Raw genomic sequence first — 24,704 nt, 5'->3', positions numbered from 1 at the left:
GTGGTAAGGCGGGTTAGAACCCGCCTTACCACTCACGACCAGCCGCGGCAGACTCGGAACGTCGGATCTTCACGCGGCGGGTGTCAGGTTTGGGGCTTTCCGCCCGCGTACCGGGCGATGATCAGCGCGACCAGGATGATGGCGCCGTAGATCGCGCCCTGCCACTCGGCCGTGACGTGCGCGTAGTTGAGCAGGCTCGACACCGACGACAGGAGCAGGACGCCGGTGAGGGCGCCGACCAGGGTGCCCTTGCCGCCGTCGAGGGAGACGCCGCCGATCACCGCCGCCGCGAACACCTGCAGGATCATCCCGGAGCCCTGGTTCGCGCCCAAGGCCCCGACGTACCCCGTGTACGCGAGTCCGCCGATCGCCGCGAGGATCCCGGCGACGATGAACACCGCCCACGCGATCCGGTCGACGCGCACGCCCGCCGCCCGTGCGGCTTCGCGGTTGCCGCCGATCGCGTACAGCGCACGGCCGACGCGGTGGTAGCGCAGCACCCAGCCGGCGACCGCGAACAGCAGCGCCGCCAGCCACACCGACATCGGCAGCCCGGCGAACGTCGTCGTCGCCAGGTTGGTGAACGAGTCCGGCAGGTTGAACAGCGTCTTGCCCTTGGTCGACCCGACCTGGACCCCGCGCAGGACGGTCAGCATGGCCAGGGTGACGATGAAGGCGTTCAGCTTCAGCTTCACGATCAGGAAGCCGTTGACGAACCCGACCAGCGCCCCGCATAGCGGGATGATCAGCAGCCCGATCGCCGCGGGCAGCTCGACGCCGAAGCCGGCCGACGCCGCCGGGATCACCACCATCGCGCCCAGCGCGGGCGCCAGGCCCATGGTCGATTCCAGGGACAGGTCGAACTTGCCGGTGATCAGCACCAGCGACTCGCCGAGCACGACCAGCGACAGCGCGGCCGAGGCGGTCAGGATGCTGACGATGTTGCTCCAGCCGACGAAGGTGTCGTCGACCAGGCCGCCGATGAGGAACACGACGACCAGGGCGGGCAGGAGCGCGAGTTCGCGCAGCCAGACGGCCTTCCGGCGCCGGGGTGGCGCGGGCAGCTGCGTCTGCGAGGAGGTCATCACGTCGGTCACGAAAGCTCGACTCCTTCGATGTCGGCCACGAGGTCGCCGTCGGACCACCCGGCCTGGTGTTCGGCGACCACGGCCCCGGCGCGCAGCACCAGGACCCGGTCGCTGAGGCGCAGGTCGTCGAGCTCGTCGCTGACGATCAGCACCGCCTTGCCCTCGGCGCGCACCCGGTCGACGACCGCGAGCAGCGCCTCCTTCGACTTCACGTCCACCCCAGCGGTCGGGTTGATCAGCACGACCACCCGCGGCTCGCTCAGCAGCGCCCGGGCCAGCACGACCTTCTGCTGGTTGCCGCCGGAGAGGTCCGACACCGGCTGGTCGGCCCCCGCGGCGACGATGTCGTAGTCCTTCAGCGCCTGGGCCGCCTTCGCGTACCGCGTCGCGGGGGACGCGATCCCGCCGCGGCCCAGCTTGTCCAAAATGGACATCGTGGCGTTGTCGGCGATCGAGTGCTCCAGCACCAGGCCTTCGTGGTGCCGGTCGCGCGGCACGCACCCGATCCCCGCCCGCAGCGCCGCCGGGATGTCGCCGGGCCGCAGCGGTGAGCCGTCGACGCGGATCGTGCCCGCCGACGGCGTCCGCAGGCCGTAGACCGTTTCGGCGACCTGGTGCTTGCCGCTGGCGTTGCTGCCCGCGAGCCCGACGACCTCACCGCGGCGGAGCCGGAACGAGACGTCCCGGAAGCCGTCGCCGGAGAGGCCTTCGACGGCGAGGATCTCGGACGCGCCGGCGTCGAGAGCCTCGCGCGAAGCGGCGTCCCGCACCGACAGGCCGCCGGGCTCGCCGGTCATCGCGTCGACCAGTTCCGCGCGGCCCACCTCGGCGACCGGTGCGGTGAGGACGTGCTTCGCGTCGCGCAGCACGGTCACCGCCTGGCAGACCTCGTAGACCTCGTGCAGGTGGTGCGAGATGAACAGGAACGTCACCCCGCCCGCCTGCATCTGGCGCATCCGCTCGAAGAGCCGCTCGATGGCCTGGCTGTCCAGCTGCGCGGTCGGCTCGTCGAGGACGATGAACCGGGCGCCGTAGGACAACGCGCGGGCGATCTCGACGAACTGCCGGTCCTCGACCGAGAGGTCCCCGGCCGGGGTGTCGACGTCGACGTGCACGTCCCAGGATTCCAGGAGGTCGCGCGCCTTGCGCCGCAACGACTTCCAGCCGATCGAGAACCCGCCGCCGGACTGCCGGTTGAGGAACAGGTTCTCGGCGACGGTGAGCTGCGGGACGACCATCGCGTGCTGGTACACGCAGGCGACGCGCGCCTTCCAGTCGTCCTGTTTGGACAGTGGTGGGGCCGGCTCGCCGCCGAACTCGACGTGCCCGGTGTCCGTGGCGGACAGGCCGGTGAGGATGGAGACGAGCGTCGACTTGCCGGCCCCGTTGCGCCCGACGAGCGCGTGCGACTCGCCGGGGTGCACGGTGAGGCTGACGTCGTGGAGCGCCACGGTGGGGCCGTAGCGCTTCCCGACATCTACCGCGCTGACCACCGGGATGGCGGGTTCGCCGGCGGGCAGCGCGGTCACAGGTTGTTCCCCCAGAGGGCCTTGTCGTCCACGTTGTCCTTGGTGATGACGGGCGCGGGCAGCTGGTCCTCGAGGATGCCGGGGCTGATCTCGACGATCGTGCTGCCGTGATCGGTCGGCCCGGCCTTGAACGTCTCGCCCGCCATGGCCTTCTTCAGCCAGTAGAGGCCGTACTTCGCGTAGGCGTCGGCCGGCTGGGATACCGTGGCGTCCAGCTCGCCGGCGCGGATCGCGGCCAGCTCCTGCGGGATGCCGTCGTTGGAGACGAGCACGACGTGCTTCGGGTCCCCGACCGGGAAGAACAGGTTCTTGCGCTTGAGCGCCTGCTCGGTCGGGGCCAGGTAGACGCCGCCGGCCTGCATGTAGACGCCCTTGATGTCCGGGTTCGCGGTCAGCATGCTGTCCAGGCCGGAGGACGCCTTGTCGGCCTTCCACTCGGCCGGGATCTCCAGCACCTGGATGCCGGGGTACTTGGCCTTCATGCAGTCGCGGAAGGCCTCCGAGCGGTCGCGGCCGTTGACCGAGGCGAGGTCGCCCATGATCTGCACGACCTTGCCGGACTTGACCTTCTCGCCGATCGCTTCGCAGGCCTTGGTGCCGTAGGCCTTGTTGTCGGCCCGGACCACCATGGCGACCTTGCCGCTCTCGGGGGCGACGTCGACCGCGACCACCGGCACGCCCTTGTTCTCGGCCTGCTTGAGCCCGGCGACGATGGCCGCGGAGTCCAGCGGCGTCACGACCAGGCCCTTGACGCCCTGGTTGAGGAAGGTGCCGATGTCGGTGATCAGCTTCGCGGGGTCGCTGTCGGCGTTGACCGTCGGGAGGACGTCGACGCCCTCCTCCGCGGCCATCTTGGGCACGTAGTTGTTGTAGGCCTGCCAGAACGGCGAGGTCAGCAGCGGCAGCGTCGCACCGACCTTGCCGCCCGCGCCGCCACCCGCCGCGGGCGCCGCCGCGTTGTCCTTAGTGGACCCACAGGCGGCCAGGACCAGGCCGCAGGCGGCGACGGCGGCCACCTTGATCACCTTCGTGCGCACAGCATCCTCCTTGATGACGGCGGGGAATCAAGTCGTTCTAGTCGTGGTTCACGGGGCCGCGAGGACGCAGGCCGTACATGCCGCCGTCGACCGCGAGGGCGGTGCCGGTGGTCGAAGCGGAGCGGGGGCTCGCCAGGTAGGCGATGGCGTTGGCGACCTCGTCCGCGGTCACCAGCCGGCCCATCGGCTGGCGGGCCGCGAGGGCCGCGCGTTCGGCCGCCGGGTCTTCGGCGGCGTCCAGGAGCCGGCCCACCCACGGGGTGTCCGCCGTGCCCGGGCACACGCAATTGACGCGGATCCCGTCGGGCAGGTGGTCGGTCGCCATGGCCAGGGTCAGCGAGAGCACCGCGCCCTTGCTGGCCGAGTAGAGCGCGCGGTTGGGCAGGCCCGCCCAGGCCGCGATGGAGCACGTGTTGACGATCGCCGCGGACGGCGAGTTCTTCAGGTGCGGCAGCGCGGCCCGGGCGAGCCGGACCATGCCGACGACGTTGACGTCGAAGACGCGGTGCCATTCGTCGTCGTCGTTGCCCGTGACGTCGCCCTGCGCGCCGATGCCGGCGTTGTTGACGAGGATGTCGAGGCGCCCGAAGCGGTCCACGACGGCGTCGATGGCCGCACGGACTTCGCCGTCGGAAGAGACGTCGCAGCGGATGCCGTCGTCGCCCGGCTTCAGGTCGAGGATCGCCACCTGCGCGCCGCGTTCGGCCAGCAGGTCCGCCGCCGCCTTGCCGATGCCCGAGGCGCCTCCGGTGACGGCGGCCACCAGGCCCTCGAATTCACTCACTTGCGGTCTCCGTCCACTCGGGACCGTCCGGGAACCGGAACCGGCGCAGCGTCGCGTCGTGCATGCGCGCGGAGAACCCGGGGGCGGTCGGGGCCAGGTAGCGGCCGCGCTCGACGACGGCCGGGTCGGTGAAGTGCTCGTGCAGGTGGTCGACCCACTCGATCGAGCGGTCCGCGTCGGTGCCGGACACGGCCACGAAGTCGAACATCGAGAGGTGCCGGACGAGCTCGCAGAGCCCGACGCCGCCGGCGTGCGGGCACACCGGGACGCCGAACTTGGCGGCCAGCAGCAGGATCGCCAGGTTCTCGTTGAAGCCGCCGACGCGGGCGGCGTCCAGCTGGAGCACCGAAATCGCGTCCGCCTGCAGCAACTGCTTGAAGATCACGCGGTTCTGGACGTGCTCGCCGGTGGCGATCTTGATCGGCGCGAGGGCCTTCGCGATCGCCGCGTGGCCGAGGACGTCGTCCGGGGAGGTCGGTTCCTCGATCCAGTACGGGTCGTAGGGCGCGAGCGCGGTCATCCAGGTGACCGCGGCCGAGACGTCCCAGCGCTGGTTGGCGTCGACCGCGATCCGGACGTCCTGGCCGACGGTCTCCCGCGCCAGTTTCATCCGGCGGACGTCGTCCTCGAGGTTGCCGCCGACCTTGAGCTTGATCATCTCGAAGCCGTCGGCGACGGCCTGTTCGGCGAGCCGCACGAGCTTCGCGTCCGCGTACCCGAGCCAGCCGGGGGACGTGCTGTAGGCGCGGTAGCCGTCCGCTTCGAGCTGCTTGGTCCGCTCCGCCCGGCCCGGTTCCGCGCGCCGCAGGATGTCGAGGGCCTCGGCTTCGGTGAGCGCGTCGGACAGGTACCGGAAGTCGACCAGCGACACGAGTTCTTCGGGCGTCATCCGGGCCGCGAACTGCCAGACCGGCAGGCCGGCTCGGCGCGCGGCAAGGTCCCAGGCGGCGTTGACCACCGCTCCGACGGCCATGTGCGCGACGCCCTTTTCGGGGCCCAGCCAGCGGAACTGCGAGTCGCCGACGAGCGTGCGGGACAGGTCGCCGAGCGCGGCCGCGTCCTCCGGGACGTCCCGGCCGACGACGTGCGGTGCGAGCGCGCGGATCGCGGCGGCCTGGACGTCGTTGCCGCGGCCGATGGTGAACGCGAGGCCGTAGCCGTCCGGGCCGCCGTCGGCGTGCAGCACGACGTAGGCGGCGGAGTAGTCGGGGTCGGGGTTCATCGCGTCCGAGCCGTCGAGCTCCTTGGACGTCGGGAACCGGACGTCGAGGACCTCCATGCCGATGATCTTCGCCATGGTCAGGCCTGCCTCGCCGTCTGGCGCTGCCGCCCGAGCCCGTCGATCTCGAGCTCGATGACGTCGCCGTCGCGCAGGTACGGCTTCGGGTCGGGCTGTCCGAGCGCGACGCCTTCGGGGGTGCCGGTGTTGATCAGGTCGCCGGGCCGCAGCACCATCACCTGCGACAGGTGGTGGACGATCTCGGCGACGGTGAAGATCATGTCCTTGGTCGAGGAGTCCTGCTTCTTCTCGCCGTTGACCCACAGCCGCAGGCCGAGGTCCTGGGGGTCGGGCACCTCGCCCGCCGGGATCAGCGCCGGGCCGAGCGGGTTGAAGTTCTCGCAGGACTTGCCCTTGTCCCACTGGCCGGCGCGGAACTGCAGCTCGCGCTCGGAGACGTCGTTCGAGACGACGTAGCCGGCGACGTACTCCAGCGCTTCCTCGACGCTTTCGAGGTAGCGGGCGGTCTTGCCGATGACGACGCCGAGCTCGACCTCCCAGTCGGTGCTGACCGAGCCGCGCGGGATGAGCACGTCGTCGGCCGGGCCGACCACGACGTCCGGCGCCTTCATGAAGACCACCGGCTCGGTCGGCGGCGTCGCGCCGGTTTCCTCGGCGTGGCGGCGGTAGTTCATGCCGATGCAGACGACCTTGCCGGGCTGGGCGATCGGCGGGCCGACGCGCAGGCCGGTTCCGGACGCTTCCGGCAGCTCTCCGGCGGCGAGCGCGGCGGCCGTGCGCGCGATCCCGTCCGCGGCGAGGAAGCCGCCGTCGATGTCGGCGGTGAGGCCGCCCAGTTCGTAGGTCGTGCCGTCGTCGGCCCGCACGAACGGACGCTCACTCCCCGGCTCCCCGAGACGCACAAGCTGCACGGATGTTTCCCTTCACCCACACCGACCAGACATCCGATGTATATCGCAGTCGCGACCGCCGATCCAGAGCCATCGCCGAACTGGGGCAAAATTGATCGGATCAGTGTCGGTGTCGGGTCAAGCGACCACGGAGTGTCACGGGTCACAGCCGGAATAGCACCGCGGCTCTTCCCGCTGGTCCCCGGTGAGGGAGCGAAAGGACGGGCATGACCACCACGGCGGAACGTACCGCGCCGAGCCGGCGGGCGCAGCTGAAGTTCGTCCTCGTCCTGGGCGGCCTCACCGCCTTCGGGCCCCTGTCGATCGACATGTACCTGCCCGCGCTGCCGCGGATGGCGGCCGACCTGCACGCGGCGGACAGCACGGTCCAGCTGACGCTGAGCGCGTTCATCGTCGGGCTGGCGCTGGGCCAGCTGGTGCTCGGGCCGCTGTCGGACGCGCTGGGCCGCCGTCGCCCGCTGCTCGCGGGGCTCGTGCTCTACGTCGTGGGCTCGGTGCTGTGCGCGGTGAGCCCGAACGCATTCCTGCTGGTCGCGGCGCGGCTCGTGCAGTCCCTCGGCGCGGCGGCGGGCATCGTGATCGCGCGCGCGACCGTGCGCGACCTGTTCTCCGGGACCGCGATGACGAAGTTCTTCTCGACGTTGATGCTGGTCAGCGGCCTGGCCCCGATCCTGGCGCCGCTGATCGGCGGCCAGCTGCTGAACTGGACGTCGTGGCGCGGGGTGTTCGTCGTGCTGACGGCGTTCGGCGCGCTGCTGCTGGCCGTGGTGGTGTTCTTCCTGCCGGAGCCGTCGGCGGTGCGGTCTCCGCTGCGGCTCGGCCAGGTGATGCGCACCTACGGGCGGCTGGCGCTGGACCGGTCGTTCGCCGGGTACGCACTGGCGTCGGGGCTGCTGTTCGCGTCGATGTTCGCCTACATCTCGGGATCCTCGTTCGCGCTCCAGGGCGTGTACGGGTTGAGCCCGCAGGTCTACAGCGTGGTGTTCGGCGCGAACGGCGTCGGGATCGTGCTGGCGGGGCAGCTCAACGGCCGTCTCGTGGGACGGGTCCGCGAGCGGGTGCTGCTGCTGTCCGGGCTGCTGCTCGGGGTGTTCGGCGGGGCTTTCGTGCTGGCTTCGGTGCTCTTGAAGGCGCCGCTGGCGGTGCTGCTGGTGTCGCTGTTCCTGCTGGTGTCGAGCATCGGCCTGGTGATGCCGAACGCGAGTTCGCTGGCGCTGGCGTCGCACGCGCGCTCGGCGGGGGCGGCGTCGGCGTTGCTGGGGGTGCTGCAGTTCGTGGTGGGTGCGGTGGCGACGCCGCTGGTCGGCCTGGGCGGCCCGGGGACGGCGGTGCCGATGGCCGCGACCATGGCGGGGTTCGCGGCGCTGGCGCTGGTGGCCTACCTGACGCTGGCCCGCCCGGCTACCGCCTGAGGAGCCGGTCCAGCTCATCGGCGGCCGGTTCGTGGCCGGCGTCGGCGATCCGCTGCAGCTCGAGGAGGTCCTTCGCGGCGACCGCGCGGCGGGTGAGCAGTTCCCCGGCCCGGTCGCAGCCCTCGTCCAGCAGCTCGCTCAGCTCCTCGACGTCCCCGCGCGTGTCGGCGAGGTCCGCGAGCCGGTCCAGCGCGGTTTCGTTGCCCTCGTCGGCCAGCGCGCGCAGAGTCTCGTGATCGGTCATGGGGCCAGCCTGCAACCTTGCCCCAGGGGCAAGGTCAAGTGCGAGGATGGCCGGGTGCTCACCATCGGACAGCTCGCCGGGTACGTCGGCGTGACGGCCAAGGCGATCCGCGTCTACCACGCGAAAGGCCTGCTTCCCGAGCCGGACCGCGACCGCTCCGGGTACCGCCGCTACCACGCCGCGGACGCGGTCGAGCTGATCAAGATCCGCACCCTCGCCGAGGCCGGCGTCCCGCTGGCCCGGATCCGCGAACTCCGCGCGGGCGACGGGCTCGCCTCGGCGCTGCGGCAGATCGACGACGACCTCGCCGCGCGGATCGAGGCCCTGCGGGCCACCCGGTCGCGGCTGCGGCGCCTGGCATCCGGCCGGTTGTCCCCGCTGCCGGACGAGGTGGTGGCCTACCTCGGCCGGCTGCCGGACCTCGGGTTCAGCGAGCGCTGGGTGACGCTGCAGGGCGACCTCTGGCTCCTGGTGTTCGCCACCCACCCGGAGACGGCGCGCGCGAACTTCCGCGACCAGTCGTCGATGCTCGACGACCCGGCGTTGCTCGCCGTGGTCCTCGAGTACGACCGGGTGCACGACGTCGATCCGCACGATCCGCGCGTGGATGCGCTGGCTTCGCGGCTTGTCGCGGCCACGCGTGCTCGCTATGGTGACGAGCTGCCGGCGTACGACCCGGGGTCCGCGATTCCGGCGTTGGTGCAGGGTGCGGTGAACGCGTCTTCCCCGGCCTGGCGGCGGCTTGATGCTTTGTTGCGGAAGCGGCTCGGGGGAGCTTCCCGCCACCCCGAAGCCTGATTGTGACTACGGCCGGCAGCACCGCGTCAAGGCGGGAAAGCGTGCCTTGACCCGGCGCCGCCGGCCGTGTTCTGGCTTCGGATCGGGGTTGCGGGGGGTCTGGGTGTTGTCCTGCGGGTTGCTCTCTGCCGCGGTCTTTGCCGCCGGTCGGGCTGCTGCCGTGGCTTCCTTCGGCGCTATGCCAGTGACGCCAGGTCTGCCGTCTTGAGCTGGTCCGCCGTCACCTTCTGACGGCCGTCCACCAATGCTCCCAGGGCGTCTCCGTCGTCCCACATGTTCACGTTCATCGCCGCCGCCACTTCGCCGTCGCGCAGCCAGAAGGCCGTGAACTCGCGGGAGGCCAGGTCGCCGCGGATCACCAGCTCGTCCGCGGCCGGGTCCGCCAGGCCCCGGTACTCGCAGCCCAGGTCGTACTGGTCGGTGAAGAAGTACGGCGAGGCCAGGAACGGCTCGTTCTCGCCCAGCAGGTTCTGCGCCACGTGCGCGCCCTGGTCCTTCGCGTTCGCCCAGTGCTCGACGCGGACGCGGCGACCGAACTTCGGGTGGAAGTGGGCCGCGATGTCGCCCACCGCGTAGACGTCCGGGGCCGCCGTGCGGAGGCCCGCGTCCACCGCCACGCCTCCGTCGTCCGCGAGCTCCAGGCCCGCCGCGTGGGCCAGCTCGACCCTCGGCACCGCGCCCACCGCGATCAGGACCACGTCCGCCGTCAGCTCTTCGCCGGTGCCGAGGCGCACGCCGCGGACGCCGTCCGGGCCGCCCGTGATCTCCGCGACCTGCTCGCCCAGGCGGTAGTGCACGCCGTTGGCGACGTGCAGGTCCCGGAACACCCCGCCGACCGTCTCGCCGACCACGTTCGCCAGCGGCACCGGCACCGGGTCGACGACCGTCACCTCCGCGTTGTGCGTGCGGGCCGCCGCGGCCGCCTCGGAGCCGATCCAGCCGGCGCCGACGATCACCACGCGCTCGGCCGCGGCGAACGCCGACCGCAGCTTGAGCGAGTCGTCGAGGGTGCGCAGCGTGTACAGCCCGGGCAGGTCGCCGCCGGGGACCGGGAGCCGGCGGGGCTGGGAGCCGGTCGCCAGGACCAGCCGGTCGTAGCGGTGCTCGCCGCCCGCCTCGTCGAGGACCAGGCGGGCGCCCAGCTCGAGGCGGGTCGCCGTGACGCCGGCGCTGAAGCGGATGTCCTTCTCGGCGTAGAACTTCTCTTCGTGCACCCAGTCGGGTTCGTCGGCGTTGCCCAGCAGGACGCCCTTCGACAGCGGCGGCAGCTCGTACGGGCGGTGCGGATCCGAGCCCAGCAACAGGATTTCGCCGCTGTAACCGCGTTCGCGCACCGCAGCCGCCGCGGATGCCCCGCCCAGGCCCGCACCGACGATGACGATCTTCCGCGGCTCCGACATCCATACCTCCAGTAAGACGGCTCCTGGACCGGACGCTACCCGCGAACCGGCCGCACCACGAGCCGTGGCTACGCCGAAAATCCGGAAAGCGCAAGACAAAACCCGCGAGTAGGCAGATCGGGTGAACGCGCGTCATAGCGGCGGCGGGGGCCGCTCCCACCCTCGCACGGAGCACGACCACGACAAGGAAGCGAGGGCGGCGACCATGAGTCGGGGCGAGTGGTCGATCGGCTGCCGGGATCTGGCCGGCCGGCGCCGGGATGTGACGGTGTTCGTCAGCAACGACAAGGTGGTGCTGGTCGCGCCGCCGGGCGAGGCGGCGGTGCTCGGGCCGCTCGACGTCGGACGGCTGCGAGCCGCCCTGCGGGACGCCGTCGTCGCGACGGCCGACGAGGAAGAAAGCTGACAACTACCGTTCCTACTTTTCAGTAGGTTAGAGTCGGGCCCGACGAGAAGGGACCGGCCATGACGACCTACTTCGTGACGGGCGCGACGGGCTTCATCGGGAAACGCCTGGTCGCCCGGCTGCTGCGGCGGCCGGAGACGTCCGCGGTGTACGCGCTGGTGCGGGAGACCTCCCGCGAGCGCCTGGCCACCTGCGCGCGGGACTGGCCGGACGCGGACAAACTGCACCCGGTGCTCGGCGACCTCGCCGAACCCCGGCTCGGCGCCGATCCCGCCGAGCTCCCCCACCTCGACCACGTCGTCCACCTCGGCGCGATCTACGACCTCACCGCCGACGAGGAGGCCAACCGGCGCGCCAACGTCGAGGGCACTCGCCACCTGCTGGCCTTCGCCGCCGCGGCGCGGGCCGGGCTGGTGCACCACGTGTCGTCGATCGCCGTGGCCGGGGACCACGCCGGGCGGTTCACCGAGGCCGACTTCGACCTCGGCCAGCGCTTCGGCTCGCCGTACCACGCGACGAAGTTCCAGGCCGAAAAGCTCGTCCGCGAGCAGCCGCTGCCCTTCCGCGTCTACCGGCCGTCGGCCGTCGTCGGCGACTCGCGCACCGGCGAGATGGACAAGGTCGACGGGCCCTACTACTTCCTGCCGGCCATCTCGCGGCTGGCGGCCCTGCCCGGCCGTCTCCCGCTGGCCGCCCCCGATCTCGGCGCGACGAACCTGGTGCCGGTCGACTACGTCGTCGACGCGATGGACCACCTGATGCACCGGGACGCGCCCTCGGGGACGACCTACCACCTCGCCGCCGCGCGCCCGCAGCCGCTCAACTCCGTGTACAACGCCTTCGCGCGCGCCGCGGGCGGCCCGAAGATCCGGGCCGTGCTGCCGGAGAAGCCGTCCGGGGCCCTCCGGCGGGCCGGCACCCGCCTGGCGCACGCGGCCGCGGCCGGGATCGACCGCATCCCCGGCGGCCGCGGCGCCCGCGCGGCCGTCCTGGAGGAGCTCGGCGTCCCCCTGGCCGTGCTGCCGCACCTGACCATGGACGTCGTCTTCGACACCGCGCGCACCACGACGGCGTTGTTCGGCAGCGGCATCGAACTCCCCGAGCTGCGGGACTACGCGGCCCCGCTCTACCGGTACTGGCGGGACCACCTCGACCCCGACCGCGCGCGCCGCACCCACGGCCTGGCCGGGCGGACGGTGCTGATCACCGGCGCCTCGTCCGGCATCGGCCGGGCGTCCGCGCTCGCCGTGGCCCGCAAGGGCGCGAAGGTGATCCTCGTGGCGCGCCGCGCGTCGGAGCTCGAAGAAGTGCGGGCGGAGATCCTCGCGGCCGGCGGCTCCGCGGCGGCGTACCCGTGCGACCTCACCGACGGCGACGCCATCGACGCGCTGGTCAAGGACGTGCTCGCCGACCACGGCGCGGTGGACGTGCTGGTGAACAACGCCGGCCGGTCGATCCGGCGCTCGGTCGCGCTGTCCACGCAGCGGTTCCACGACTTCGAGCGCACGATGGCGATCAACTACTTCGGGCCGGTGCGGCTGATCCTCGGCTTCCTGCCGTCGATGGCGCAGCGGCGGTTCGGCCACGTCGTCAACGTGACGACCCAGGGCCTGCAGACCGACACCCCGCGCTTCTCGGCCTACCTGGCGTCGAAGGCGGCCCTGGAGGAGTTCGGGCTGACGGCCGGGCGCGAGACGCTCTCGGACGGCGTCACGTTCACGTCGGTGCGGATGCCGCTGGTGCGGACGCCGATGATCGCCCCGACCGGCTACCGCGGGATCCCGTCCAGCAGCCCGGAACGCGCGGCGGCGCTGGTGGTGAAGGCGTGCGAGGAGCGGCCGGAGATCCTCAGCCTCCCCGAAGGCCGCGCCGCCGAACTGGCGACGCTCGCCGCGCCGAAGCTCGCCCGGTTCGCCGCGCACCTGGCCTACCGGGCGATGCCGGAGTCCGCGCCCGAAGCGCGCGGCCTGCCCCGCCGCTCGGCGCCGGCGTCGGTCGCGGCGGCGGTGACCCGCCTGATCTGGCGCCGTCGTGCCTGATTCCCGCGAATTCCGCCGAAACGGTGGCACGCACCCGACGGTACTTCTACCCTCGCGCGAGTCCCGTACACCCGTACGGGCTTCAACTGGGGAGTTCGGAATGCCGGAATTCAGCGTATTCGATCGCAGCACCACGACCGACAAGACGGCCGTGATCGGCACCGCGCGGCGCACCCTCGGGTGACACCCGGCGGCGTCGGAGGTCCCGGATGACTCGTTCGCGACCGTCCGGCGCGTGACGCGCGGCGAACGCCACCCCGGGGCTTCCGGGGTGGCGTTCGCACCGGTCCGCCGGGTGCGGACCCCGGCCGCTACCATCGTTTCCCGGGCGTGATCGGGAGTGGAAGGCGGGCGGGGCGTGGACGTGGCGAGTCCTGCGCACGTCGCCACGCCGCCGGCGCCCGTCCGGCAGACCCGGCCGCTGCTGCGCGGGAGCATCCACGCCGGCTGGGTGATCGTGCTCGCGCTGGCCACCGAACTGCGCGTCGGCCGCTTCGGCTTCCACCCCTCCGACCAAGGCTTCATCCTCGCCCAGGCGTGGCGCGTGCTGCACGGCGAAGTCCCGCACGCCGACATCATCTCCGCCCGCCCGCTCGGGTCCGCGGTGCTGCACGTCGCCGACTTCGCCCTGCCGATGCCGCTGTTCTTCGGCTCCAGCTTCCTGTCCATGATCGAGATCATCGTGGCCACGATCGCGTTCGCCACCCTGGTCACCCGGCGCCGGGTGCTGGACTGGGGCCCGGGGATGACGGCGCTGGTCGCGGCCGCGTCGCTGATCAACCTCAACGCCTTCCCGCTGATGGCCTGGCACACCGTGGACGGCATCTTCCTCACCGCGTGCGGCGCCTGGGCCCTGGACGCGGGCCTGCGCGGCGGCCGCGCGCTCGCCCGCCGCGGCGGGCTGGTGCTGCTCGGCTGCGCGGTGTTCGTCAAGCAGAGCTTCGCGCTGGCCGCGGTGATCGGCGTCGTCTGGCTCGTGCTGCACCCGGCGACGCGGGCGGGCACGCGCCGCGCGGCCCGGTTCGTCCTCGACCTCCTCGCGCTCGGCGCGCCCGGGCTGGCGTACGTGGCGTGGGTGAGCCTCGGCGGCGGTTTCCCGGAGATGGTCGAGCAGGTCACCGGCGGTGTGCCCGCGTACGGCGAGCGGCTGCTCGGGCTCTGGCTCGACGACCCGGAGGTGCTGACCAAGGCCCCCGTGCGGGAGCTGGGCTTCTTCGCCGCGATCGCCGTGGTGCTGCTGGCCGTCCGGCTGCCCGGCGACCGGCTCGGCGTGGCCGGGCGGGTCGTGTCCTGGGTGCTGGTGCTCGCCGGGGCCACGGCGGTGGTGTGGACCGTCGTCGACGGCCGGTTCACCGGCTCCTCGCGCTGGGCGGACGTCCTGTGGTGGATCGTCGCGGTCAGCGTGCCGGTGAACGCGGCCGTCCGGCGGAAGGTCCCGTGGGCGGGGCTGCTCGTGCTCGCCACAGGGTTCATGACCAGCCTGTCCTGGGGCAACGACACGCCGACGCTGCTCACCGGCACCCTGGCCCTGACGGCGTTGCTGCTGCTGGGCCAGCTGGTCCCGCCCCGCCCGCGGCCGGTGCCCCGCTGGGTGACGGCGACGGCCGGCGTGACCGCGGTGGCCGTCTGCGGCTGGGTCGTCGTCGCCCGCCACGACCAGGCCGCCTACCTCGACGTCAGCCACGACCGGCTGACCGAGGACCTCGGCGCCGTCACCCCGGCGATGGCGGGGATCCGGACGAACCCCTCGACGTTCACCTTCGTCCGGCAGATCCGCGACTGCCTGGACCGCTTCCCGGCCGCGCGGACGGCGATCCTGCCGGACAGCCCGTTCGCCTACCCGGCGTTCGGCCTGCGCAACCCGTTCCCCCTCGAATGGCCGCTGCCGCTGGAGATCGTCGGCGACGCGCCCGAGCGCATGCTCGCGACGGCGGACGAGCTGAACCGCGAAGGCGGCTACCTGGTCCTGTTCGAGACGGATTCGATCCGGATGCTCGCGACGGGCGGCCCGGTCCCGGAGTCGATCCCGGTCGACACGCCGGTGTTCGACTACCTGGGGCTGGAGAAGGCGATCCAGGCCCGGCTCACCGGGCGGGCCGTCACCTGCGGCAGCTTCGTCGGGAAGTACGCCCCCTAGGACTCCCGCACCGCGCCGGTGAACTCCCGGAACGCGTCGACCAGGACCCGCGCGAGGTCGTCCTCCCCGACCCCGGCGAGCAGCTCCTCGAACCGCCTTCCCTCCTCACCGACCTTGGCGCTGCGCGGGAACATGGCTTCCTCGTACTCCGCCAGCGCGGCTTCGGCCGCGCCGGGGCGCGCGGCGAGGGCCAGGCCGAGCTCGGCTCCGTCGAGCATGGCGAGGTTGGCGCCTTCGCCGTTGGCCGGCATGAGGTGGGCCGCGTCGCCGACCAGCGTCACCCCCGGCACGCGCGCCCACCGGTGCCCGACCGGCAGGGTGTAGTGCAGCCGCAGGACGGGCGGGGTGTCGCCGTCGGTGATCAGCGCGGTGAGTTCGGGCACCCAGCCGTCGAACTCCGCCGCGACCCGGGCGGCGGCCGCGGCGGGGTCGGTGAAGTCGATCGCGTCGAACCAGGCCGGCGGCCGGGTCAGCGACACGTAGGTGTGCAGCGTGTCCCCGCTCTCCCGGTGGGCGTGGATGCCCTTGTCCACCGACGGCACCATCAGCGAGCCGCCGCCCACCGCCTTCGCGGCGGCGGGGTGCCGGGTGTCCGCGTCGTACAGGTAGATCTCGACGAAGGCTTCGCCGACATACTCCGGCACCGCGTCGGTGAGCAGCGGCCGGATCTTCGACCAGGCACCGTCCGCGCCGACCAGGAGGCTCGTGACGACGGCGCGGCCGCCGGCGAAGGTCACCTCGTGCCGGCCGTCGCCGAGAGCGCGGGCCCCGGTCACCTTGTGTCCCCAGTGGACAGTGCCGGCCGGGAGCGCGTCGAGCAGCATCCGCCGCAGGTCGGCGCGCTGCACCTCGGGACGGCCGCCGGTGCCGTCGTCGGCCTGTTCGGCCAGCACGGTCCCGTGCCGGTCGAGCACCCGCATCGCCTGCCTGCCCTCCAGCACGAGGCCGCGGAACTCGGCCGTCAGCCCGGCCGCCTCGACGGCGATCTGCCCGTTGTAGTCGTGGATGTCGAGCATCCCGCCCTGCATCCGGGCCGCCGGGGAGGACTCGGCTTCGTAGACGTCGGCGGCGATGCCGTGGACGTGCAGGACGCGGGCGAGGGTGAGGCCGCCGAGACCGGCGCCGATGATCGTGACGTGCATGGGTGCTCCTTCGGGTTGCGGTGCGACTCCCGAAGGCTGGCGAAGATCACTGGCGCGGGCCGCACACGGAGCTGGCACGCCGCTGGCGGGCGCTGTCAGTCGGCGAGCAGGTCGTCGGGGCTGCCGCCGGCCAGGTCCGCCAGGACGTCGAGCGCCGCCGCGAGGGCCGCCGGCGGCGGGGCCGACACCGCGACCCGCACCGCGTTCGGCGCGTGGCCGGGCAGGACCGCGAACGCGGCCGCCGGGGACAGCGCGATCCCCCGGCGGGCGGCCGCCGCGACGAACGTCTCCGCCCGCCACTGCTCCGGCAGCTCCCACCAGCGGTGGTACGACGCCGGGTCGCCGCGCAGGCCCGGGAGCTTCTCCGCCACCACGGTCGCGCGCGCGGCCGCGTCCCGGCGTTTCGCCGCCTCGATCTCCGCCAGGGTGCCGGTCACGATCCACTGGGTCGCCGCTTCGACGGCGAACCGGGACACGCCCCAGGCGCCCGAGCGCACCGACGACGCCAGCCGGGCCGTCCAGGCCGGCGGCGTCACCAGGAATCCCGCCGTCAGGCCCGGCGCGACCCGTTTGGACAGGCTGTCCACGAACACCGTGCGCTCCGGCGCGTACGCGGCGAAGGGGCGGACGTCGTCGCGCAGGAACGTGTAGATGCCGTCTTCGATGACCGGCAGGTCCAGGCGGCCCGTGACCTCGGCGAGCTCGGCGCGGCGCTGCGGCGGCATGGTCGTGCCGAGCGGGTTGTGCAGCGTCGGCTGGACGTAGAGCGCGCGCACCGGCCCGGCCGCGGCGAGCGCCGAGGGCACCAGCCCGGATTCGTCGGTCTCGATCGGCACGAGTTCGACGCCGAGGCGCGCCGCGAGGGCCTTCACCACCGGGTACGTCAGCGACTCGACCGCGAGCCGCTCCCCCACCGGCACGAACGCGGCGATCGCCGCCGCCAGGGCCTGCCTGCCGTTGCCGGTGAACAGGATCGCCGCCGGGTCCGGGCGCCAGTCGCCGCGGGCGAGCAGGCCGGCCGCGGCCTCGCGGGCGACCGGGGTGCCCGCCGCGCCGATCGGGTGGAGGGCCGCGGTCAGGACGTCGTCGCGCAGCAACGGTTCCAGGGCGCGCGCCAGCTTCGCGGACTCCTCCGGCAGGACGGCGAAGTTGAGTTCGAGGTCGACGCGGGCGCCGCCGGGCTCGGCGAGCGCGGGTTCGGGCGGTGGCTTCGCCGCGCGGACGAAGGTGCCGCGCCCGACCTCGCCGACGGCCAGGCCGCGCCGGACGAGCTCGCCGTAGACGCGGGCGGCGGTGGAACCGGCGATGCCGCGCTGCCGCGCGAAGCGGCGCTGGGGCGGGAGCCGGTCGCCGGGGCGGAGACGGCCGGCCTCGATGTCGGCGGCGATGGCGTCCGCGACGACGCGGTAGTCGTCCATGGTCACCTTCCCGCCGGAAACGCTTTCGGCGAGCATGATCCCATCCGGGCTAGATTGACGGCGGAGGTGCCATGACCGACCCGAACTGGACCGAAGTCGACGACTACCTCGCCGGCGCACTGCTCGCCCCCGACCCGGTGCTCGACACGGCGCTGGCCGACGCGGACGCCGCCGGACTGCCGCAGATCGCCGTCGCGCCCAACCAGGGCAAGCTGCTCCACCTGCTGGCCCGCCTCGCCGGGGCGCGCACGATCCTGGAGATCGGCACGCTCGGCGGGTACAGCACGATCTGGCTCGCCCGCGCCCTGCCGGCCGGCGGCAAGCTCGTCACCTGCGAGTACGAGCCGAAGCACGCCGAAGTCGCGAAGGCCAACCTGGCGCGGGCGGGCTTCGGCGAGGACGTCGTCGACATCCGCGTCGGCGCGGCCCTCGACACGCTGTCCACGCTGACCGGGCCGTTCGACTTCGTGTTCATCGACGCCGACAAGGTGAACCTCGCGAACTACGTGCGCGCCTCGCTCTCGCTCGCCCGCACGGGCACGGCGATCGTCGTCGACAACGTCGTCCGCCAGGGCCGGGTGGCCGACGCGGGCAGCGAAGACCCGAACGTCCGCGGCGCCCGCGAGATGTTCGAGCTGCTGGCCGCCGAGGACCGGATCGACGCCACCGCCGTCCAGACCGTCGGCGGCAAGGGACACGACGGGTTCGTGCTGGCCCTGGTCCGCTGACTCACGGCCGGCTCACCGTGGTGGTCTGGACGCCGTCGCGGTGAAGGCGCGCCAGACGTCGGCCGGGACGGTGTCGCCGGTCAGTTTGCGGCCGCTCGCGTCCTTGAGGCGGCGGTCGTCGTCGGAGCCGATCCAGACCGCCGTCACCAGCTGCGGGGTGTAGCCGACCGCCCAGGCGTCCTGGTAGTCCGGGCTGTTGCCGTGCTCGGCCTCGCCGGTGCGCAGCGCCGCCGGGCCGTCCGTGCGCAGGGTCGAGGTGACTTCCTCGGCGACGCGGCGGCTCGTGTCGTCGTCGCCGAACGCCGGGCGGGCGGTGTCCGGGTTTTCCCAGACGACCGCGCCGCTTTCGTCGCGCACCCGCTCGACCAGGTGCGGGGTGGCGCGCCGGCCGCCGGCGGCGAAGGTCCCGTAGGCGCCGGCGACGTCCAGCGGGCGCAGCGGGTACCGGCCGATGGCGATCCCCGCCCCGATCAGGAAGCCGTCCTTTTCGCGCAGGGTCGGGACGCCGTCGACGGCGTCCGGGATGCCGGCCCGGCGCGCGGCGTCGCTCAGCGCCTCCGGGCCCAGCCGCTTCGCCAGCTCGATGAACGGGCCGTCCGCGTGCGTCTCCATCGCCGAGCGCAGGGTGCACTTCGGGCCGCAGACGTCCGGGTACTGGAAGTTCTCGCCGAGGAACTCCAGCTTCGACGGCGACGGGATCGGCTGGTCCGGGACGTACCCGCGGCCCAGCGCCGCGGCGAGGGTGAACGGGTGGAACGCCGTGCCGAGCGCGTGCGGGGTCCCGGCGTAGTCGCGGACGCCCTGGTCACCGCCGTAGTAGGCGCGGACGGCCCCGGTCGCCGGGTCGATCGCGACGACGGCCCCGCGGAACTCCTTCGGCTCGCCGTTCAGCCTGTCCCGCAGGACTTTCTTCGCCGCGTCCTGGCGGCTGCGGTCCAGCGTCGTCTCGACCGTCATGTTCCCCTGCTGGAGCCGGCCGAGCGGGAAGCCGTCCCGCTCCAGTTCGGCGAGGACCTGCTGCTTGACGTGGAACTCGTCGTAGGTGACGCGGCCGGCGCGGGTCTCCGACGGCGGCTGGATCTCGGGGCCGGGGTAGGCCATCGGTTCGCCGTCCTTGACGTACCCGCGGCTCACGAGCTTGTCGCGCACGTACTGCCAGCGCCGGGCGGCGTGGAGGTCGCCCGAGGCGGCGGGGTCGTGCACCGACGGGGACTGGATCATCCCGGCCAGGAAGGCGGCTTCGCTCCAGGTGATGGAGTCGTCGAGCTTCTTGCCGAAGTAGGCGTTCATCGCCGCGGCGGGGCCGAACGTGCCGCGGCCGAAGGAGATGATGTTGACGTAGCTTTCGAAGATCTGTTCCTTGCCCTGCTCCTGGGTGATCTTCGTGGCCAGCACGAGCTCGGCGAACTTGCGCCCGAGCGTCGCGTCGTCGTCGCCGGTGGACTTCTTGATGTACTGCTGCGTGATCCCGGACCCGCCGCCGACGCCGGTGAGGAACGCCCGGCCGATGCCGGTGGGGTCGAAGCCCTGGTTGTCCCAGAACGTCGGGTCCTCGGTGGCGATGATGGCGTCGCGCAGCTTCGCGGGCACCCGGGAGTAGGGGACGAACATCCGGTCGCCGTCGGCCGGGATCACTTTGAGCAGCTCGGACCCGTCGGCGTACTTCAGGACGACGGTCTTGTCGAGCCCGGCCAGGACCTCCTGGGGGCTGCGGACGTCGAGCACCAGGTAGGCGATCCAGAAGGCGATCAGCGGGCCGCCGATCAGGACGCCGAGCGTCCAGCCGGTGATCCGCCGGACGCGGCGCCACTTCGGGGAGCGGGGCCGGTTTTCTTCTTCGGTTTCCTCGGTCGCCAAGGTCACGAATGGATGACGGCCGAACGGGTGAGAAAGTTCTGCCGGGAAGCGGCGAGGGTTGTTCGAATCCTGTGAAGATCGGACTCACCGCGTCCCGGCGACGAGCGCCCGGAACGCGTCCAGGTCCCCGATGACCTCCTCGACGCGGTCGGGCTGCCGGTACAGCCGGTGGTAGCGCTCGCCGATGGCGTCGGGATCGGCTTCGCCGCCGCCGGGCACGACGCCCGAGGCGATCGTCACCGTGGCCGCGTGGATGCCTTCGGGCCGGAGTTCGGCGTGCAGCGTGTGCGCCCAGTTGCGCAGCCCGGCCATGGCCGTCCCCACGTTGGCCAGGAACGGCGCGGGGATCGTCGAGGACACGCCGGTGGTCAGCAGCAGCGTGCCCGTTCCCCGCGCGCGCATGGCCGGCAGGACCTGGCCCACCGCGGTCACCGCGCCCAGTACGTGCAGCTCGAGCTGCGCGGTCACCGACTCGGCCGTCGTCTCCACGGCGGTGGTGATCGGCCCGGACGGGCTGGGGCTGTACTCCAGGACGTCGACCGGCCCCAGCGCCTCCCCGGCCGCCGCCAGCGCCGCCCCGAGCGCGCCGCGATCCCGGATGTCCGCGGCGAAGGCCGCGGCTTCGACCCCCAGCCCGGCCAGGTCGGCGACCAGGGTGTCCAGCCGGTCCCGGGTGCGGGCGATCAACCCGACCCGGAACCCGCGGCGCCCGAAGGCACGGGCCACGCCCATCCCCAGCCCCGGCCCGGCACCGACGACGACCAGCGTCTTGCTCATCCTGTCCCCCTGAAGATTGGTTACTCTTTGTTCGTAGGAGGATGACTTGTCACCGTGGGGGTGATCAAGACGGCACATCCGCGTCCGCTACGCACACCGAGGTAACCGATGACCACGCCCGACGACGCCGAACCGGCCGACGAGGTCTGCCGGCAGGTGCTGCAGATCCTCGCGCTGATCGGGGACAAGTGGACCGTCCTGGTGATCGGGCAGCTCCGCGACCGCACCCTCCGGTTCGGCGAACTCCACCGCGCCGTCACCGGCATCTCGCAACGCATGCTCACCCGGACGCTGCGGCAGCTGGAACGCGACGGCCTGCTGACCCGCACCGTCCACCCCAGCGTCCCGCCGCGCGTCGAGTACACCCTCACCGGGCTCGGCGCCACCCTGCTGGACTCGGTGACCGGGCTCGCCGGCTGGGCCACGGCGCACCGCCGGCAGATCGCGGCCAACCGCCGCCGCTACGACAACGGGTGAGGGGCGCTCAGGACAGGAAGGCGCGCAGCAGCGAGGCGGTGCCCTCGATGTGCTCGGCCATCGCGCGGCGTGCGGCGGGGGCATCACCGGCGAGGATCGCGTCCACGATCGCCTCGTGCTGGGCGTTCGAGTGCTCGAGGTTGGGCGGGAGCAGGGGGATCCGGTCGAGCAGCTGGTTGACGCGGCTGCGGGCGTCGGCCATCGCCGTGGTCAGCGAGCCGGACGCGGTCACCTCGGCGATGGCCAGGTGCAGCCGGGAATCCTTGCGGCGGTAGTCGTCGAGGTCGGCGCCGGCGGCCTCGGCGAGCGTGCCGGTGAGGTGCTGCCGGTCGGCCGGGCTCAGCGACCGCGCGGCGGCCATCTCGGCGGCGCCGGTCTCGAGGACGTAGCGGAGGCTCAGCGCGTCTTCCAGCGCGACGGTGTCGACCTTCCCGCCGGGCTCGGGCGGGGCGGGCAGGGTGTCGTGCACGAAAGTGCCGCCGTACCGCCCACGACGTGACTCGACGTAACCGGCGTCGGAAAGCGCCCGGATGGCCTCGCGCAGCGTGACGCGGCTGACGCCGAGCCGTTCGGCGAGCTCGCGTTCGGAGGGGAGCCGCTCCCCCGCGCCGACGACACCCAGCCGAATGGCCTGCAGCAGCCGCTCGACGGTCTCCTCGAAGGCGTTGCCGGTGCGGACCGGCCGGAACAGCGCTTCGCCGGCATTCACCACCGAGGTCGACTCCATCCCGCGAGTCTAGGCGCTGCCCGGCCATCACCCTGTGTTCGCGGTCCGGAAAACCGGTGGCCCCGGCGGGCACTCTCGGCGACGATGGGACCACCGACACCGAACATCGACGCAGGGGGCGATCCGGTGCACTTCCTGATGGCCGAAGATCTGGTCCACGAACGAGAGAACGAGTTGCGCCACGGCGTGCGCAACCGCCCACCGGGCCGCGCGACGCCGAGCCGCCACCCGGGAACGAGGAAGCAGCAACTGGGCTGGCGCCTGGTCGAAGTCGGCTTGAAGCTGGCCGTCGAGCCGGACGAGCGGCGGAACTGACCCCGCCGCGTCAGCACTCGATGACGTTCACCGCCAGGCCGCCACGCGCGGTTTCCTTGTACTTCACGCTCATGTCGGCGCCCGTCTCGCGCATCGTCTTGATCGCCTTGTCCAGCGTCACCACGTGGCTGCCGTCGCCGCGCATGGCCATGCGGGCCGCGTGGATCGCCTTGGAGGCTCCGACCGCGTTGCGCTCGATGCACGGGATCTGGACCAGGCCGCCGACCGGGTCGCACGTCAGGCCGAGGTGGTGTTCCACCCCGATCTCCGCCGCGTTCTCGACCTGGGCCGGAGTGCCGCCGAGGACCTCCGTCAGGCCTGCCGCCGCCATGGCCGAGGCCGAGCCCACTTCGCCCTGGCAGCCGACTTCCGCGCCCGAGATCGAGCCCGTCTGCTTGAGGATCGAGCCGATCGCGCCCGCTGTCAGCAGGAACGTCACGATGCCGTCGTCCGACGAATGGCGGATGAAGCGCTGGTAGTAGTGCAGCACCGCCGGGATGATGCCCGCCGCGCCGTTGGTCGGGGCCGTCACCACGCGGCCGCCCGCCGCGTTCTCCTCGTTGACCGCCAGGGCGTACAGGCTCACCCAGTCCATCGCGTACAACGGGTCGTCCGCGCCGTCTTCGGCCAGCAGCTTTTCGTGCAGCGCCCGCGCCCGCCGCGGGACCTTGAGGCCGCCCGGCAGGACGCCTTCGTGCGTGCAGCCGTTGCGGACGCACTCCGCCATGACCGCCCAGATGTCCAGCAGCCCGTCCCGGACTTCCGCGGCGGTACGCCACGACAGCTCGTTCGCCAGCATGATCTCGCTGATCGGCTTGCCGGTGGACGCGCAGTGCGCCAGGAGGTCCGCGCCGGTGCGGAACGGGTACGGCACCGGCGTCGAGTCCTCGACGAACACCGTGTCCGTCTCGTACGACTCGTCGCGGACGAAGCCGCCGCCGACCGAGTAGTACGTGCGCTCGTGCAGCAGCGCGCCCGATGCGTCGAACGCGCGGAACACCATGCCGTTCGGGTGCGCGGGCAGCGACTTGCGGCGGTGCATGGTGAGGTCGGTGTCCTCGTCGAACGCGATCTCGTGCGTGCCGCGCACCTTCAGCCGGCCCGATTCGCGGATCTCCGCGATCTTGCCCGGCACCGTGTCCGTGTCGATCTCTTCGGGACGTTCACCCGACAGCCCGAGCAGGACGGCTTTGTCGCTGCCGTGGCCGAACCCGGTCGCGCCGAGCGAGCCGAACAGTTCGGCCTGGACGCGGGACACCGAGGCGAGGTCGTCGCCGAGTCCGTCCACAAAGGTCAGTGCCGCCCGCATCGGCCCGACGGTGTGGGAGCTCGACGGGCCGATGCCGATGGAAAACAGGTCGAAGACGCTGATCGCCATTGATCCGCCCCTTCCTATCGGGCCAGCAGCGAGCTGGCCTCTTGCGAAGCCGGGCCCTGGTCGGCGAGGTGGGCCAGGTTCTCCGGCAGCTCTTCTCCACGGTAACGCTTGGTCTGGGCGTACAGCCGTCCCGCGCGGTAGGACGAGCGCACCAGCGGCCCGGCCATCACACCGGCAAAGCCCATCGCTTCGGCGGCCTGGGAGTGCTCCACGAACTCCTCCGGCTTCACCCACCGATCGACCGGGTGATGCCGCGGCGACGGACGCAAATACTGCGTGATCGTCAGAATCTCGCAGCCCGCGTCGACCAGATCCTGCATCGCCGGCGCCACCTCGTCCGGGGTTTCGCCCATGCCGAGGATCAGGTTCGACTTCGTCACCAAACCGGCCTCACGAGCCGCCGTGATGACCTCCAACGACCGCGCATAACGGAACCCCGGACGAATCCGCTTGAAAATCCGCGGCACCGTCTCCACGTTGTGCGCCAACACCTCCGGCCGCGACCCGAAAACCTCCGCCAACTGCGCCGGGTCGGCGTTGAAATCCGGGATCAGCAGCTCGACACCGGTGCCCGGGTTCAGCTCGTGGATCTGCCGGACAGTCTCGGCATACAGCCACGCACCACCATCGGGCAGGTCATCCCGCGCCACACCGGTCACCGTCGAATACCGCAAGCCCATGGCCTGCACCGACTCGGCAACCTTCCGCGGCTCAGTACGATCCAGCTCGGCAGGCTTACCGGTGTCGATCTGACAGAAATCACACCGCCGGGTGCACTGATCGCCACCGATCAGGAACGTCGCCTCCCGGTCCTCCCAGCACTCGTAAATATTGGGACACCCGGCCTCCTCACACACCGT

23 protein-coding genes are annotated in these 24,704 nt (G+C 72.3%); 8 read left to right on the top strand and 15 right to left on the bottom strand.

Annotated features, from left to right (window positions below; genetic code table 11):
* Positions 1-83: 83 nt before the first annotated feature.
* The 6 genes from ACWEVN_RS30310 to ACWEVN_RS30285 are packed head-to-tail and all read right to left on the bottom strand — an operon-like array spanning position 84 to position 6,589.
* Positions 84-1,097, bottom strand: a complete 1,014-nt coding sequence (locus ACWEVN_RS30310) for an ABC transporter permease (protein ID WP_452053557.1) — start codon at positions 1,095-1,097, stop codon at positions 84-86.
* Positions 1,094-2,617 (bottom strand): sugar ABC transporter ATP-binding protein, encoded by a 1,524-nt coding sequence (locus ACWEVN_RS30305; RefSeq protein ID WP_452053556.1) that lies wholly within the window; start codon positions 2,615-2,617, stop codon positions 1,094-1,096. Before ACWEVN_RS30305 ends, ACWEVN_RS30310 begins: the two co-directional genes overlap by 4 nt.
* The gene (locus tag ACWEVN_RS30300) at positions 2,614-3,654 is read right to left on the bottom strand and encodes a sugar ABC transporter substrate-binding protein (protein ID WP_452053555.1); all 1,041 of its coding nucleotides are present in this window, start codon (positions 3,652-3,654) and stop codon (positions 2,614-2,616) included. Before ACWEVN_RS30300 ends, ACWEVN_RS30305 begins: the two co-directional genes overlap by 4 nt.
* A 37-nt stretch (positions 3,655-3,691) precedes the next feature.
* Entirely contained in the window at positions 3,692-4,438 is a 747-nt protein-coding gene (locus ACWEVN_RS30295) for an SDR family NAD(P)-dependent oxidoreductase (RefSeq protein ID WP_449687822.1), read from the bottom strand.
* Entirely contained in the window at positions 4,431-5,735 is a 1,305-nt protein-coding gene (locus ACWEVN_RS30290; protein WP_449687823.1) for an enolase C-terminal domain-like protein, read from the bottom strand. The genes ACWEVN_RS30295 and ACWEVN_RS30290 overlap by 8 nt, the downstream gene beginning before the upstream one ends.
* Before the next feature lie 2 nt (positions 5,736-5,737).
* A complete protein-coding gene (locus ACWEVN_RS30285; protein WP_449680228.1) occupies positions 5,738-6,589 on the bottom strand; it encodes a fumarylacetoacetate hydrolase family protein in 852 nt (283 codons plus the stop codon).
* Between the two features lie 206 nt (positions 6,590-6,795).
* Between ACWEVN_RS30285 and ACWEVN_RS30280 the strand changes: the two genes are divergently transcribed.
* Positions 6,796-8,001, top strand: coding sequence for a multidrug effflux MFS transporter (locus ACWEVN_RS30280; RefSeq protein WP_452053554.1), 1,206 nt, complete (start codon positions 6,796-6,798; stop codon positions 7,999-8,001).
* Here the strand turns inward: ACWEVN_RS30280 and ACWEVN_RS30275 are convergent.
* On the bottom strand, positions 7,991-8,245 hold the full coding sequence (locus ACWEVN_RS30275; protein WP_452053553.1) for a hypothetical protein: 255 nt from the start codon (positions 8,243-8,245) through the stop codon (positions 7,991-7,993). The genes ACWEVN_RS30280 and ACWEVN_RS30275 overlap by 11 nt on opposite strands.
* A 54-nt stretch (positions 8,246-8,299) precedes the next feature.
* Here ACWEVN_RS30275 and ACWEVN_RS30270 point away from each other — a divergent pair, with 54 nt between their 5' ends.
* A complete protein-coding gene (locus ACWEVN_RS30270) occupies positions 8,300-9,043 on the top strand; it encodes a MerR family transcriptional regulator (RefSeq protein ID WP_452053552.1) in 744 nt (247 codons plus the stop codon).
* Between the two features lie 176 nt (positions 9,044-9,219).
* Here the strand turns inward: ACWEVN_RS30270 and ACWEVN_RS30265 are convergent, their stop codons facing one another.
* The gene (locus tag ACWEVN_RS30265; RefSeq protein ID WP_452053551.1) at positions 9,220-10,443 is read right to left on the bottom strand and encodes an NAD(P)/FAD-dependent oxidoreductase; all 1,224 of its coding nucleotides are present in this window, start codon (positions 10,441-10,443) and stop codon (positions 9,220-9,222) included.
* Positions 10,444-10,648: 205 nt separating this feature from the next.
* Here ACWEVN_RS30265 and ACWEVN_RS30260 point away from each other — a divergent pair, with 205 nt between their 5' ends.
* From ACWEVN_RS30260 to ACWEVN_RS30250, 3 genes are all read left to right on the top strand, one after another.
* Positions 10,649-10,849, top strand: coding sequence for a hypothetical protein (locus ACWEVN_RS30260; RefSeq protein WP_013223722.1), 201 nt, complete (start codon positions 10,649-10,651; stop codon positions 10,847-10,849).
* Positions 10,850-10,908: 59 nt separating this feature from the next.
* A complete protein-coding gene (locus ACWEVN_RS30255) occupies positions 10,909-12,888 on the top strand; it encodes an SDR family oxidoreductase (RefSeq protein ID WP_452053550.1) in 1,980 nt (659 codons plus the stop codon).
* 358 nt (positions 12,889-13,246) lie between these two features.
* Positions 13,247-15,025 (top strand): hypothetical protein, encoded by a 1,779-nt coding sequence (locus ACWEVN_RS30250; protein WP_452053549.1) that lies wholly within the window; start codon positions 13,247-13,249, stop codon positions 15,023-15,025.
* On the opposite strand, the gene ACWEVN_RS30245 is transcribed toward ACWEVN_RS30250, so the two are convergent.
* Positions 15,022-16,167 (bottom strand): FAD-dependent oxidoreductase, encoded by a 1,146-nt coding sequence (locus ACWEVN_RS30245; protein ID WP_452053548.1) that lies wholly within the window; start codon positions 16,165-16,167, stop codon positions 15,022-15,024. The two genes, ACWEVN_RS30250 and ACWEVN_RS30245, sit on opposite strands and share 4 nt — an antisense overlap.
* A 95-nt stretch (positions 16,168-16,262) precedes the next feature.
* Entirely contained in the window at positions 16,263-17,585 is a 1,323-nt protein-coding gene (locus tag ACWEVN_RS30240; protein WP_452053558.1) for an aminotransferase-like domain-containing protein, read from the bottom strand.
* A 71-nt stretch (positions 17,586-17,656) separates the two neighbouring features.
* On the opposite strand from ACWEVN_RS30240, the gene ACWEVN_RS30235 reads away from it, so the two are divergent.
* Entirely contained in the window at positions 17,657-18,313 is a 657-nt protein-coding gene (locus ACWEVN_RS30235) for an O-methyltransferase (protein WP_452053547.1), read from the top strand.
* Positions 18,314-18,325: 12 nt separating this feature from the next.
* Here the strand turns inward: ACWEVN_RS30235 and ACWEVN_RS30230 are convergent, their stop codons facing one another.
* Both ACWEVN_RS30230 and ACWEVN_RS30225 read right to left on the bottom strand, forming a co-directional pair.
* A complete protein-coding gene (locus ACWEVN_RS30230) occupies positions 18,326-20,176 on the bottom strand; it encodes a transglycosylase domain-containing protein (RefSeq protein ID WP_449688072.1) in 1,851 nt (616 codons plus the stop codon).
* Between the two features lie 78 nt (positions 20,177-20,254).
* On the bottom strand, positions 20,255-20,947 hold the full coding sequence (locus tag ACWEVN_RS30225) for an SDR family NAD(P)-dependent oxidoreductase (RefSeq protein ID WP_452053546.1): 693 nt from the start codon (positions 20,945-20,947) through the stop codon (positions 20,255-20,257).
* A gap of 108 nt (positions 20,948-21,055) precedes the next feature.
* On the opposite strand from ACWEVN_RS30225, the gene ACWEVN_RS30220 reads away from it, so the two are divergent.
* Positions 21,056-21,424 carry a winged helix-turn-helix transcriptional regulator gene (locus ACWEVN_RS30220; protein WP_452053545.1) on the top strand — a complete coding sequence of 123 codons (369 nt, stop codon included), beginning with the start codon at positions 21,056-21,058 and terminating at the stop codon, positions 21,422-21,424.
* A gap of 7 nt (positions 21,425-21,431) precedes the next feature.
* On the opposite strand, the gene ACWEVN_RS30215 is transcribed toward ACWEVN_RS30220, so the two are convergent.
* The gene (locus tag ACWEVN_RS30215) at positions 21,432-22,151 is read right to left on the bottom strand and encodes a FadR/GntR family transcriptional regulator (RefSeq protein ID WP_310974565.1); all 720 of its coding nucleotides are present in this window, start codon (positions 22,149-22,151) and stop codon (positions 21,432-21,434) included.
* 84 nt (positions 22,152-22,235) lie between these two features.
* Here ACWEVN_RS30215 and ACWEVN_RS30210 point away from each other — a divergent pair, with 84 nt between their 5' ends.
* On the top strand, positions 22,236-22,466 hold the full coding sequence (locus ACWEVN_RS30210; protein WP_449688068.1) for a hypothetical protein: 231 nt from the start codon (positions 22,236-22,238) through the stop codon (positions 22,464-22,466).
* 10 nt (positions 22,467-22,476) lie between these two features.
* Here the strand turns inward: ACWEVN_RS30210 and ACWEVN_RS30205 are convergent, their stop codons facing one another.
* Both ACWEVN_RS30205 and ACWEVN_RS30200 read right to left on the bottom strand, forming a co-directional pair.
* Positions 22,477-23,844: an L-serine ammonia-lyase gene (locus ACWEVN_RS30205; protein ID WP_452053544.1), complete on the bottom strand. Its 1,368-nt coding sequence runs from the start codon at positions 23,842-23,844 to the stop codon at positions 22,477-22,479.
* 14 nt (positions 23,845-23,858) lie between these two features.
* On the bottom strand, positions 23,859-24,704 hold an 846-nt coding region (locus ACWEVN_RS30200; RefSeq protein ID WP_452053543.1), incomplete at its 5' end, for a lipoyl synthase.

This window comes from Amycolatopsis sp. NPDC003861, from assembly GCF_053605405.1.
The sequence above is the reverse complement of the archived record's forward strand: the minus strand, read 5'-3'. Positions and strand labels throughout refer to the sequence as shown.